We start from the raw sequence: 12,593 nt of genomic DNA, 5'->3' as shown, positions 1-12,593 counted from the left end.
CTCGCACAAAGACCCGGGGGGGTTCGTGGGAACGATCGGGACCGCGCTGGCCGAGCTGAAGTCCGCCCAGAAGTCAGCGAAGGGGGTCTCGCTCTACTCGCGGTTCGTGAACCGTCCTGTGGGGCGCCTCCTCGCGGCAGGTTCGTACGCCGCAGGACTGACGCCAAATCAAGTCACTCTGATCAGCGCTCTCTTCAGCTTCGCCGCTGTCGCCGGAGTGGCCCTGGGCGGTCCGTCCTGGGCGCTCGGTCTGCTGGTCTGGATCGGTCTCGCCGTCGGATTCGCCTTCGACTCCGCCGACGGGCAGCTCGCGCGGCTGCGTGGCGGTGGCAGCCCGGCGGGGGAGTGGCTCGACCACGTCGTGGACTGCGCGAAGATCACCGCGCTGCACACCGCGGTACTGATCGCCTTCTACCGCCACCCCGAGCATTTCGGTACCGAGGCGGACGGCTGGCTCCTCGTCCCGCTCGGGTTCCAACTCGCCGCCGTGGTCACCTTCTTCGGCGGTCTGCTGACCGAGAAGCTCAAGCCCCGCCCGGCCCCGGGCAGTCCCGCCCCGCAGCCCTCCACCCTGCGCGCGGTGGCCCTGCTCCCCGTCGACCACGGCGTCTTCTGCCTGGTCTTCCTGCTCCTCGGTGGCGGATCGGCCTTCCGCTGGGGCTACACCGCGCTCGGCGTCGCGAGCGCGGTGTTCCTCCTCGCCTTCCTCGCCAAGTGGTTCCGCGAACTCAGCGCAGCCCCTCGCTGACGCCGCTGATCCCGCCCACGCCGGTGCCGACACCGGCGACCCCGGATCCCGGCTCGGCCTCCTGCGTCAGGAGGTCGAGCGCGCGCCGGAGTTGGGTGCTGGAGGTGTGCATCGTGTACGGGAAGTAGACGATCTCCACCCCCACGCCCGCGAAGTCCCGCTCGAGCCGGTCCCCCTTGGGTGTCCCGCGCCAGTCGTCACCCTTGAACAGCACGTCGAACCGGACCTGCTTCCAGGTCTCCAGCTTGTCCGGCACCGTCTCCACGAAGGCCGCGTCGACGTACTTCACATGGCGCACGATCTCCAGCCGCTCGACGAGCGGAATCACCGGCCGCCGGCCCTTGGCCAGCTCGGCCATCTCGTCCGAGACCACACCCGCCACCAGGTAGTCGCACTGGCTGCGCGCGTGCCGGAGGATGTTGAGATGCCCGATGTGAAAGAGGTCGTAGGCCCCCGGCGCGTAGCCGACGCGGTACGGCCTTCCTGTGGTCATGTACGAAACCCCCCAGGTGCGTTCGCGCTCCCCAGCGCGAAGGAGTTTCGACGATAGCGTGCACGTTCCGTTGAGAGTGGGTGAACGACTAGGGTGATGACCGGTTCGCGTCGGGGGAGAGGGGCGGTCGCGTGGGCGGACGGACGGCGGGGAACAGCGGCTCGGGTACACCGGAGGGGCGCAGGCGCCTGCTGATGGTGTCCACCAACTATGCACCGGAGCACGCGGGTATAGGACCCTACGCGACACAGATCGCCGAACACTGGGCGGCCGTCGGCCACGAGACCCATGTCCTCGCCGGAATGCCGCACTACCCCTCCTGGACCCTCGACCCGGCCTACGCCAAGGTCTGGCGCCGCACCGAAGAGCGCGCAGGAGTCGTCGTCCACCGCCGACGCCACACCGTCCCGCCTCGCCAAACCGCCCTGAGGCGCGCCGCGTTCGAAGCGAGCGTGCTCGCCCACGGCCTGGTGGCACCGCCCACGATGGCCCGTCCGCACGCTGTCCTCGCCCAGATGCCCAGCCTCGCCGGCGGCATCATCGGCGCCCGGCTCGCGGCCCGTTGGCGCGTTCCGTACGTCCCCGTCGTCCAGGATCTGATGGGCGCGGCGGCAGCACAGAGCGGGATCGCCGGCGGGGACCGCGCCGCCGCGCTCGCCGCCCGGGCCGAGACGTACGCCCTGCGTCGCGCCGCCCTCGTCGGTGTCATCCACGAGACGTTCGTCGACAAGGTCGCCGCCATGGGCGTCGACCGCGGCCGCATCCGGCTCGTCCCCAACTGGTCCCATGTGACCGGCCCTTCGGCGCCCCGCGCCGAGACCCGGCAGAGGCTCGGCTGGAGCGAGGGCGAGACCGTCGTCCTGCACTCCGGAAACATGGGCCTCAAGCAGGGGCTCGAGGTGCTCGTCGAAGCGGCCCGCCGCGACCCGAAGACCAGGGTCGTACTCCTGGGCGACGGCAACCAGCGGGCCCATCTGGCGGAGCTGGGCGCCGGCATCCCCAACCTGGAGTTCATGGCGCCCGTCGGCGACGACGAGTTCCCCGACACCCTCGCCGCGGCCGACGTCCTCGCCGTCACCCAGCGGGCCTCGGTCCTCGACATGAGCGTGCCGTCCAAGCTGACCTCGTACTTCGCCGCCGGACGCCCCGTCGTCGCCTCCGTGGCCGCCGAGGGCGGCACCGCACACGAGGTCCTGCGCTCCGGCGCCGGCGTCCTCGTACCTCCGGAGGATCCCGACGCGCTGCTCGCCGAGATCCGTAGACTCGGCGACGATCCGGCGGCCGCCGAGGCGCTCGGCGCCCAGGGGCCCCGCCACGTCGAGGCCCATCTGACGCGGGCGGCCGGGCTCGCCCGGATCGACGCACTGATCGAAGAGGCTCTGGGGGGTCCGAGCACGTGACACACTCGCACGTCACCGCGGTGGAGGACGACGAACCGGAGCTGCTGCGCGACCAGTTCCGCCAGCTCCTGCGCTACCGCGCGATCATCGCCGCCGGCATCGGGATCGGTCTGCTCGGCGGCGTCTGGTTCGGGATGTCCAACGCGGACACCTACGTGGCCACCAGCCAGGTCGTTCTCCGGGCTCCCGTCAACGACCCCTTCAACCCCAGCATCTCGCAGGAGAAGACCCTCAACATGGGGTCCGAGCGGCAGACGGCGCTCAGCAGCAGCGTCGCCGAGCAGGCCGCGAAGAAGCTCCGCTGGACCGGCACCGTCGGCAAGCTCCAGAAGGACCTCCAGGTCACCAACCCGCCCCAGAGCCAGGTGCTCCAGTTCACCTACACGGCCGACACCCCGCAGGCCGCCGCCGACCGGGCCAACGCGGTCACCCAGGCCTACCTCGACCTCCGCAAGAAGCAGTGGACCGACCTGAGGGCCACCATGCTGGACGGGCAGCAGAAACAGCTCGACGAGGTGGCCAAGAAGCACGACCAGAAGACCAAGGAACTCGACCGGATGCCCGACGGGGCGGCCCGGGACGCCGAGTACGGCGTGAAGACCAACCTGCTCAACCGCATCAACGAACTCGACGGCCGGATCTCCCAGCTGAAGTCGCTCGACATGTCCCCGGGCACCGTCATCCGCGTCGCCACCGCCCCTGGCTACTCCGACGGTCCCGGTCTCCCCATGAGCCTCGGACTCGGCGCCCTCGTCGGCGTGGCGCTCGGTCTGCTCGTGGCCTGGGTCAGGCTCGTCTTCGACCCCGCGCCGCGCTCCGCGGGCGACGTCGCCCGCGCCGTGCGCGCCCCCGTCCTCGGCACCCTGCCCCGCGGGGCCACCGACGTCCTCCTCGCCGAGGACCACACCGACGCCCGGGCCGCCGAGGAGTACCGCTCCGTGGCCTTCCGGCTCGCCTACGACCAGCGTTTCGCCGACCGCCGGCGCCTCCTCGTCGTCGCCCCGCGCGGCTCCAACGAGGCCGCCGTCGCCGTCGCCTCCCACCTCGCGGCCTCCTTCGCCGAGACCGGGAAGGACGTCCTGCTCATCGAGGCCGACCTGCGCGCTCCCACCCTCTCCGGACGGCTGCGCGCCCACGCGGCGGCCGCTCCGCGCTGGAGCAACCCGGTGGAGAGCGAGGAGAGCGGCTGGCCCGCAAGGCGCCAGCTCTCCGTCGACGCGGGGGAATCGGGCTCCTTCGGTCTGGTGCCGGGTGAGCGGGTACGGAACGTGGCGCGCGCCCTGACCGGCCCCCGGGTCTCCCGGCTGATCGCCGAGGCGGACTCGCCCAACTCCACCGTCGTCGTGCTCGCCCCGCCCGTCCTCAACTACGCAGACGCGCTCGCGCTCGTCGACCGCGTCGACGGTGTCCTCATCGTCTGCGACCCGCGCGGCGTCCACCGTACGGACCTCCAGCGCATCCGCGAGCTGATAGCGGGCGCCGGCGGTACCGTCCTGGGCGCCGTCGTGTACACCCCGGGCCGCGGCCGCCGCCGGGCCGCCAAGCAGCAGGCCGCCCGCCGCGGCTCGGGCGGCGGTCGGGGCGGACGGACCGCACCGGAGCCGGCCGGGACGGAGGAGTTCGCCGCCGAACCCGAGCAGATCCTCGTGGGCGACGGCTCCGATACCGTCGCCCTGCGCGCGCTGCGCACGGAGGACCTGCGGACCGGCGACATCCGCGCGGGCGACCGTTGAGACGTGCCGTCACCGTCGCCGCCTCGGTCCTCGACCAGGCGGCGGCCAGTCTCACCAACATCGCCGTCCTGGTGATCGCGGCGCGGGCCTCCAGCGCGGACGGCTTCGCCGCCTTCTCCATGGTGTACATCGTCTTCACCGTGCTCCTCGGCCTGGGCGCGGCCTACGTCGGGCAGAGCGTCGTCCTGGAGAAGGGCGAGGAGCACGAGACCGGAGCGGCGGTCCGGTCCGCCGTCGCCTTCACCGCCACCGCCTCCACGGCGGCCGGGGCCCTGCTCCTCGCGGCCGGCGCCGTCCTCGGCGATGCCACCGGACTCGCCGTGCTCGCCCTCGGCGCGGTCCTCCCCGTCGTCCTCGTCCAGGACGGTCTGCGCTACGGCTTCTCCGCGCTGCGCAGGCCCCACCTGGCCCTCGCCGCCGACCTGCTCCGGCTCGCCTGCGCCGTACCGGCCCTGCTGCTCCAGCCGCACGGCAGCTCACCGGCCCGCCTCGTCCTCGTCTGGGGCCTGTCGGCGCTGCCCGCCACCCTCCTCGGGCTCGCCCTGCTCCACCCTTACGTACGGAACCGGCCCTGGTCACTCCGCCGCCTGCTGGGCAAGGACCACCTCGGCCGGCGCTTCGTCGTCGAGTTCGGCGTCGGCAGCGCCTCGAGTCAGCTCGCCGTCCTCGGTCTGGGACTCCTCGCCGGCCCCCTCGTCGTCGGCGCGCTGCGCGGGGCGACCACCCTCTTCGGCCCGCTCAACACACTGTTCACCTCCGTCAACGCCTTCGGCCCGCCCCTCCTCGGCAGGGCCGGCGGCCGTCGCGCGACGGTACGGGCCGCCGCCGCGCTCGCCGCCGTCCTCGCTCTCGTCGCGCTCGGGTGGGCCGCCGTCCTGTACGCACTGCCCGACCGCGTCGGACGCCAACTCCTCGGTGCCACCTGGCAGTCCACCGCCGCGCTGCTGCCCGCCACCGGCAGCCAGTACGCCGTGATGGCGGCGGGCACCTGCGCCCTGGTCACCCTCCGCGTCCTCAGCCCGCGCGCCACACTCTCCGTGCAGGTGGTCTTCTCGCTGCTCTCCGTCGCCCTGATGCTCGCCGGATACGGAGTCGGCGGCGCCGCGGGCGCGGCCTGGGGCCTGGCGGCCGGCTCCGCCCTGAAGGCCCTCGCCGCGTGGACACGGGTGGCGCGCGCCCGCCCCGAGCCGGCCGCGTCGCGGCCGGAGGATCAGCGCAGCGCCGCGCCCTTGTCCTGACGCCAGGTCATCACCAGGGCGACACAGATCAGCGCGATCGCCACCCGCCCGGAGGCCTGGAGCAGCGGGCCCCGCAGCAGGATGAAGGAGTAGCCCGCCACCAGCGGCACCACCAGCGAGATCAGAGAGCCCGGGGGAGCCCTGCGCGTGCCGCGGCGGGCGAACCGCCCGTCGACCCGGGCCGCCGCGTAGCCGAGCCCCATCATCCCGGCGCCCATGCCCACGGCCCCGAAGTCGATCCACAGCTCGGCCCAGACGGGAGAGGAGAGATTGGTGTTCACCGTCCCCATCCACTGGCCGACCATCACCCCCGTGTCCCGCGGCTTGCCCGGCCACACCGAGCGCGGCACGGCGAAGAACACGGACCCGGCCAGCTGACGTCCGTACCGGTGCCGGCTGCCCGAGTTCACCAGAGTGATGGTGTTGGCGAACATGCCGACCTGGTCGTAGTCCTTCAGCGCCAGCGGCTCCAGGACGGACGTCGTCTCGACCGGGCGGTAGTTCTTCTCGTCGTACCGGAAGCGGTCCGAGAACGGGAAGACGATCAGCGCCATGACCACACCGAGGCTCAGCGCCGACCGGTACATCGCGGCGCTCACCGGGAAGACGGTGAACAGCAGCGAGAACATCACCGTCAGGAACCAGTACCGTGGGTTCGAGATCGGGTTGTTCACCACGCCGTTGAGCAGCACCAGGGCCACGAAGACGGCGAGCACCATCGGGCGGCGCCTGGCCCGCCGCGAGGTGACCAGCCAGCGGCTGTACACGAGCAGAGCGAAGAGCGCGGGGACCGTGCCGAAGCCGCGCAGGAACGCCTGCCCGGCCTGGGAGTCGGCCTGCGAGACGCCCGCCTCCTCGATCCCCGCGATGATCTCCTGGCGACTGGAGAAGAAGACCGCGGGCCCGCCGAGCTTGACGACGAACAGACCGCTGCACACGAAGGCCAGCAGCACGAGAAGGTAGAGGCGTCGCCGGTGCACCAGCACCGGGCGGCCCTCCGCCTTCCGCGACGTGCCCGGCCGGCCGCGGGCCAGCAGCGACCCCACGTCGAACGCGGCGCAGCCGACCAGGACCAGCGCCACCGCCGTCGTCAGATCGGAGCGCGGACCCACCACGGGCGTCGGCACCCGGCCCAGGACGGCCTGGGCGAGCGGCGCCACCCCCATCGCCATGTAGACGAAGAGCCAGAACGACCCCTGGAGCAGCTTGCGCCGGCTGGTGAGGATCATCGCCGACAGCCGGGCCCCGGCGTACATGGTCAGCGCGATCTGGAGGTAGTACGCGGCGTCGTGCACACCCGCGCCGGGCTGGATCGCCACGAGCAGCGGCAGGAACACCGTGAAGCCGAGCACCAGCGGGATCGACAGGGCGCGCGAGAGCAGCGTCCGCGGGGACACCGCGGGGGCGAGCAGCAGCGGTGCGGGCGCGGCCGGCTCCGGGCGCGCCTGGGCGTCCGCACCGCGTACATCGGTCGTCATTCCGCCCCCTGGACTCCCCGGAGCCGCGGCCCCGAGGACGTCGAAGTCCCCACCCCGGAACATCACTTCGCGGCAGTGTACCGACGCCCCCCTGTCACCTCGTGTCAACCGTTAGTCTGAACGCCGGGCGCCTGGGGAGGCGCCGGTGGGGGTGAACTCATGCGGAATCTACCGGCCTTCACGCTGGCCGGATACGACAAGGGCCGCGGCAAGCTCGTGCAGGCCCTCTGGTTCGCGGTGATGAACACGGTCTTCATGGCCTGGTTCTGCCCGGCCGGGCTGAGGGTCGCGCTGCTGCGGGCCTTCGGCGCGAACATAGGCGACGGTGTGCTCATACGGCACCGGGTGCGGATCCTGTGGCCGTGGAAGCTGACCGTCGGCGACCACACCTGGATCGGCGAGGGCGCCTGGCTGCTCAACCTGGAGCCGATCACGCTCGGTGCCCATGTCTGCGTCTCCCAGGAGGCGTTGCTCTGCACCGGCAGCCACGACCATCGCGCCGCGGACTTCCGCTACCGCAACGCCCCGATCGCCGTGGAGGACGGCGCCTGGGTCGCGGCACGCGCGACCGTCCTCGCCGGCGTCACCGTCGGCCGCCACGCGGTCGTCGCCGCCGGTACGACGCTCCACAAGGACCTGCCCGAGCTGACGCTGCACACGGCCGAAGGCCGCCGACCGGTTCCGGTGCCCGCGTGAGCGGCCTCAGGATCCTCCACGCGGTCACGCTGCACAGCCCCACCCACGCCTTCGGCGGACCGGTCAGGGTCGCGGTGAACCTCTGCCGCGGGCTTGCCGCACGTGGCCACCGGACGCGGTTGACGGCTCTCGGCGACGGCTTCCCGGGCACTCTCCCGACCGACGTGGAGGGCGTACCGGCCCGGCTCTACCAGGCCCGTTCGATCCTCCCGCTGGGCTTCAGCGGCATCACCTCGCCCGCGCTGCTCGCCGGGGCGAGCGCGCTGGTCAAGGACGCCGATGTGGTCCACGTCCACCTGGCCCGCGATCTCGTCACCCTGCCCGTCGCGCTCGCCGCGCTCCGGGCCGGCCGCCCGCTGGTGCTCCAGACGCACGGCATGGTCGACCCCAGCGACAGACCGCTGGCCAAGCTCCTCGACGCGGTCGCCGTCCGCCGTGTGCTGCGCGGCGCCTCCGCCGTGCTGTACCTGACGGACCGCGAGCGCCGGGACCTGGACGCGGTCGTCGGCGGGCCGCTCGCCGGGTCCGTACGCCTGGTCAACGGCGTCCCGGCCCAGGAGCCGCGTCCGGCGCCCACCGGCCCGCCCCGCATCCTCTACGCGGCCCGGCTGCAGTCCCGCAAACGGCCCACGGACTTCGTCGCGGCCGTCCCGGAGATCCTGCGCCACCACCCGGACGCCCACTTCGTCCTCGCCGGGCCGGACGAGGGCGAGCGGGCCGGGGTGGACGCCCTCGTCGCCGACCTGGGCGTCGGTGACCGCGTGAGCCGCCCGGGACCGCTGACGTCCGAGCAGATGCTCCACGAACTGCGCCGGGCGCACGTGTACGTCCTGCCGTCGGTCGACGAGCCGTTCCCGATGTCCGTCCTGGAATCGCTGTCGGTCGGCACCCCGGCCGTCGTCACCACCTCCAACGGCCTCGCCCGGGACATCGAGGAGACGGGCGCGGGACGGGTGGTCGCGGACGCGTCGGGCCTGGCCCCGGCCGTGTGCGCGCTCCTGGACCCCGGCGCGAACGACGCCGCGTCGGCGGCGGCCCGGAAGCTCGCGGCGGAGGCGTTCTCGATGGACGCGGTCCTCGACACCCTGCTCGGGGTCTACGAAGGCGCGGCGGGCGGCGTCTGACCTGGTCCAGTACGGGTGAGCCCGGTGCGGTCTGGCGACCGCACCGGGCTCACCCGTGTCACGCGGTTCTTACGCGGGCACCCAGGCGTAGCAGGCGCTGGAGGTGAACTCCCTTGTTCCCGACGGGATCTTCGCCCGCACCGGCCCTGTGGAGCCGGTCGTCGGCCCCGAGGCGAGGATCTTGCCGTCCGCGCCGGTCGCCCGCCAGGTGCAGGCGGGATGGGTGGTGAGGGCGCGGTAGGTGCCGGCCTTCGGGTTCGTCGCCGTGCCGTCGGGGAAACCGGTCCTCGCCGTGGCGAAGAGAGGCTTCTGCGCCGGGCATAGATGGGTCACCACGGCCTCGGCGTCGCGGATGTCGCCGGCGATGATCGCGCCGACGGCCGCGTCCTTGTCGCGCTTGGCGGTGCGTTCCAGACGCTGGCAGGACTCCTGGCCGGTCTGCAGGACGGCGGCCGGGTCCGTGTTCTGCGGCACCCGCCCGCTCAGGAACTTCTTCTCCTTCTCCGTGAACGAGCCGGTGACCGGCTTGAGCGCGGAGTCGGGCACGACCGGGCCCTTGGTGGTCGCGGTCGGGGCGGGGCTCGTGGGCTCCGCCTCGGCCTGCCGGTCGGGCACGGCCGCCGAGCGCGTGGGCGCGGCGGCCTTCGCCGCCCCGTCGGCGCCCTCGCTCTCCGAGGAACAGGCGGACAGGGCGAGCAGCGCGGCGAGCACGGCCGCCGCAGCTGCCGGGCGCCGCTGAAGAGATCGACGCATGAGGGAACTCCTGTGGTACGGCGGATGCGGAGCCCGGAGTGCCGGGCCCCGCATCCGTGAGGGAGGTACGACGATCCGTTACGGAGCGCCGAAGGTCAGCACCAGCTGCGGAGTGCCCTCCGCCGCCGTCGCTTCGGACGCCCAGAGCCACAGCGGGTCCGTACCGGTGCTGGTCAGCGCCAGTCCGTACGAGCTGCCGAGAGCCGCCGAGACGGCCGTGGTGTCCAGCGCGGCCGAGTAGACCACCGAGCCGTCCACCGCGCCGCTGAGCGTCCCGACCGGGTTCGCGTCGAGCGTCGGCCGGTTGTTGTACGTCAGCGTGTCCTCGGCCCACGAGCCCGTGATCGGCACGACCGACTGGGAGTCGGCCGAGCCCGCACCGGTCATCGTGGTGGTCTTCACCGCGAGCCGGGCGCTCTTCAGGACCGTGCCGGCCGGAGCGGTCGGCAGCGGGAACCGGAGGTAGGACGCGTACGGCGAGGTGCCGCGGACGGCCAGCGAGCTGGACGTGCCGTAGTTGGTGCTCGGCGCGCCGGCGTTGGCGTAGGTGTCCTCGGATGCCGCGACGGTGGTGACCGAGTCGGCCGGGGCCTTCGCCAGGTTGTAGTGCTGGGAGACCTGCGTCCCGGTGAGCGCCGACGGGTAGACGGCGACCTCGTCGATCTGACCGGCGAAGAAGTTGCTCGTCGGCCGCAGCGGCCAGCTGGAGAGGTTGTCCGCGCCGACGTGCCAGTAGCCGTCGTACTGCTGGTTGGTGGTGACGTTGTTGGAACCGACCAGCTGGCCGTCGATGTACAGCCTCATGCCCTCGGGGCCCTGGGTGCCGACGGCGTGGTGCCACTGGCCGTTGTTGTACGAGCCGAGGGAGGTGAGCGTCCGGGTGGACCCGGTGTACACGCCGAACACCACGTTGCCAAAGTTCGTCATGTACAGGTGCTTGTCGTAACTACCGCTGTTGCGGGTCGTGTTGTTGCCGAAGCCGATGAGCTTGCCGCCACGGTTCGTGGTGGTCTTGAACCACGTCTCGACGGTGAAGGCACCGGTGACGCTCTGTCGCCGGTCGCTGTGGATCTGCTCGTCCGTGCCGTTGAGCGCGACGGCCGTGGACGAGCCGGAGACGGCGCCCGGAGTCTGCCGCATCGCGGGGGCGTTGACGTACAGACCGCTGTTGTTGCCACCGCCGGAGGAGTCGGCCGCGTAGGGCGTGGTCGACTCGTCGAAGCGCCAGTACAGCCCGGCGCCGTCGGCGATCACCTTGGAGGCGTACGGCTCCGGCGAGGTCGGCACGGTCACCGTGGAGGTCGCCGAGAGGGCGCTGGTGTTGCCGTCCGCGTCACCCGCGGTCACCCGGTAGCTGTAGGTCTGGCCCGGGGTCACGCCGGTGTCCTTGAAGGAGACCTGCGGGCGGGACCAGTGCAGCGAGTCGCCCTGGACGGTCGCGATCGGCGTCGCGGCGCCGTTGCGGTAGACCTTGTAGGTCAGCTTCGAGTCGTCCAGATCGAGGCTGGAGCGCCACCGGATCTGGACCGCGTTCGGGCCGACGGCCGCCGCGCTGGCGACCGGAACGGTCGGAGCGCCGGTGTCCGGACCGGACGCGAAGCGGGTCAGACCCTGAGCCGGAGCGCCGTTGGTGGTGGTGAACTCACCACCCACCCAGAGGTACTTGGCGGAACCGGTGCCCGAGATGGTGAACGCGCGCGGCCCGATGCCCTCGCCGATGCCGTCGTTGGTGTCCGGGAACCAGCCGAGCTTGCCGGTCGACGTGGTCGGCTGGGCGAGCAGGTGGTAGCGGCGCCCGTCGGGGAACTCGCCGACGCTGGCGCAGTCGTGGGCGTGCGATGCGCTGTAGAGCACACCCTCGTAGGAGCGGACGGCCTGGGTGGCGCCCAGGCACGTGTCGCGCCAGCGCTGCTCGAAGTTCGAGAGGTTCAGGGCTATGCGGCCGTCGAAGACGCCGCCGCCGGTGCCCTCGTTGCCGGTGTAGAAGCCCGTCGCGTCCGTCTCGATGTCCTTGACGACGGAGTTCGACGGGATCCAGCCGTTCGGGTACGCCTTGGTCACGGCGCCGGTCGTGGCGTTCACCACGGCGAGCGCGTGCGAGTTGGCCCCGTTCACGCTGAAGAAGTCGCCGCCGAGCAGGACGTTCTGTCCGTCGGGGGTCACCTCGATGGCCCGGCCCGGCTCGTCGGCGTTCGCCGTGAACGGCAGCAGCGCGCCGGCGGTGGTGATCGCGGCGAACCGCTCCCGCGTCTGCCCTTCGACGGTGCCGAAGTCGCCGGCCGCGTAGATGGTGGTGTCGGTGACGGCGAGCGCCCGCACGGTGGCGGGGAAGCTCGGGGTGAAGGACGCCTTCGGCGTGCAGGTGGCGATGTCGATCGCGGCGAGGCTGGAGACCGGGGTGCCGTTGACGGCGCCGAAGTATCCACCCGCGTACAGCGTCTTCTTGTCCGGCGACACCACCAGGGTCCGCACGGTCGCGGTGCCGCTGCCGACGGTGAAGGAGAGGTTGCAGCTGGTGGGCGCGCCCGTGGCCGCGTCCATCGCCGCGAAGTTGACGGCACTCCGCGGAGTGCCGGTTCCGCCGTCGGGCGGACGCACCTCGGAGAAGGTGCCGCCGACGAAGACGGTGTCGTTCGCCTCGGCGAGCGCCCAGACGACACCGTTGGTCTGCCAAGTCGGCAGATCGTCCGCGGTGAAGGCCACCGGCGGCGTCAGTGCCGCGGCCGTCGGGGCCAGAGAGCCTCCGGCTCCGGCCGCGACGGTCAGGACGAGGGCAGTGGTGAGCCCCCAGGATCTACGCATGTTCCCCCCAGGCGTGATAGCCCAGTCAATGTGGCGTGAAGTGGTGCAACTGCCATCTGATGAATGCGAACTGTATGACGAAGTGGCAGTCGGACAAGCCAACTTGACCAATTCTGTATCTGCCGGCC

10 protein-coding genes are annotated in these 12,593 nt (G+C 72.2%); 6 read left to right on the top strand and 4 right to left on the bottom strand.

Translation table 11 applies throughout. The features are described from left to right. Positions 1–25 precede the first annotated feature (25 nt). The gene (locus ACFY8U_RS03055; RefSeq protein ID WP_361595087.1) at positions 26–748 is read left to right on the top strand and encodes a CDP-alcohol phosphatidyltransferase family protein; all 723 of its coding nucleotides are present in this window, start codon (positions 26–28) and stop codon (positions 746–748) included. Here ACFY8U_RS03055 and ACFY8U_RS03050 read toward each other — a convergent pair. Beyond that, entirely contained in the window at positions 729–1,241 is a 513-nt protein-coding gene (locus ACFY8U_RS03050) for an adenylyltransferase/cytidyltransferase family protein (protein WP_389564854.1), read from the bottom strand. The genes ACFY8U_RS03055 and ACFY8U_RS03050 overlap by 20 nt on opposite strands. 194 nt (positions 1,242–1,435) lie before the next feature. Here ACFY8U_RS03050 and ACFY8U_RS03045 point away from each other — a divergent pair, with 194 nt between their 5' ends. The 3 genes from ACFY8U_RS03045 to ACFY8U_RS03035 are packed head-to-tail and all read left to right on the top strand — an operon-like array spanning position 1,436 to position 5,612. Further along, positions 1,436–2,641: a glycosyltransferase family 4 protein gene (locus ACFY8U_RS03045; protein WP_389566127.1), complete on the top strand. Its 1,206-nt coding sequence runs from the start codon at positions 1,436–1,438 to the stop codon at positions 2,639–2,641. Next, the gene (locus ACFY8U_RS03040; protein ID WP_389564851.1) at positions 2,638–4,374 is read left to right on the top strand and encodes a lipopolysaccharide biosynthesis protein; all 1,737 of its coding nucleotides are present in this window, start codon (positions 2,638–2,640) and stop codon (positions 4,372–4,374) included. The genes ACFY8U_RS03045 and ACFY8U_RS03040 overlap by 4 nt, the downstream gene beginning before the upstream one ends. Then, positions 4,371–5,612 carry a hypothetical protein gene (locus ACFY8U_RS03035; protein WP_389564848.1) on the top strand — a complete coding sequence of 414 codons (1,242 nt, stop codon included), beginning with the start codon at positions 4,371–4,373 and terminating at the stop codon, positions 5,610–5,612. The genes ACFY8U_RS03040 and ACFY8U_RS03035 overlap by 4 nt, the downstream gene beginning before the upstream one ends. Here the strand turns inward: ACFY8U_RS03035 and ACFY8U_RS03030 are convergent. After that, positions 5,585–7,090, bottom strand: a complete 1,506-nt coding sequence (locus ACFY8U_RS03030) for a hypothetical protein (protein WP_389564845.1) — start codon at positions 7,088–7,090, stop codon at positions 5,585–5,587. The genes ACFY8U_RS03035 and ACFY8U_RS03030 overlap by 28 nt on opposite strands. 159 nt (positions 7,091–7,249) lie before the next feature. Here ACFY8U_RS03030 and ACFY8U_RS03025 point away from each other — a divergent pair, with 159 nt between their 5' ends. Together ACFY8U_RS03025 and ACFY8U_RS03020 are read left to right on the top strand one after the other, a co-directional pair. Continuing rightward, positions 7,250–7,786 (top strand): WcaF family extracellular polysaccharide biosynthesis acetyltransferase, encoded by a 537-nt coding sequence (locus ACFY8U_RS03025; protein ID WP_389564842.1) that lies wholly within the window; start codon positions 7,250–7,252, stop codon positions 7,784–7,786. Beyond that, positions 7,783–8,910: a glycosyltransferase gene (locus ACFY8U_RS03020; RefSeq protein WP_389564839.1), complete on the top strand. Its 1,128-nt coding sequence runs from the start codon at positions 7,783–7,785 to the stop codon at positions 8,908–8,910. The genes ACFY8U_RS03025 and ACFY8U_RS03020 overlap by 4 nt, the downstream gene beginning before the upstream one ends. 69 nt (positions 8,911–8,979) lie before the next feature. Here the strand turns inward: ACFY8U_RS03020 and ACFY8U_RS03015 are convergent, their stop codons facing one another. Together ACFY8U_RS03015 and ACFY8U_RS03010 are read right to left on the bottom strand one after the other, a co-directional pair. Then, entirely contained in the window at positions 8,980–9,663 is a 684-nt protein-coding gene (locus ACFY8U_RS03015; RefSeq protein WP_389564836.1) for a hypothetical protein, read from the bottom strand. 78 nt (positions 9,664–9,741) lie between these two features. Further along, on the bottom strand, positions 9,742–12,465 hold the full coding sequence (locus ACFY8U_RS03010; RefSeq protein ID WP_389564833.1) for a LamG-like jellyroll fold domain-containing protein: 2,724 nt from the start codon (positions 12,463–12,465) through the stop codon (positions 9,742–9,744). Positions 12,466–12,593: the final 128 nt, after the last annotated feature.

Source organism: Streptomyces sp. NPDC012508 (genome assembly GCF_042902595.1).
GTDB lineage: Bacteria > Actinomycetota > Actinomycetes > Streptomycetales > Streptomycetaceae > Streptomyces.
This window is presented reverse-complemented; position numbering and strand designations above follow the sequence as displayed.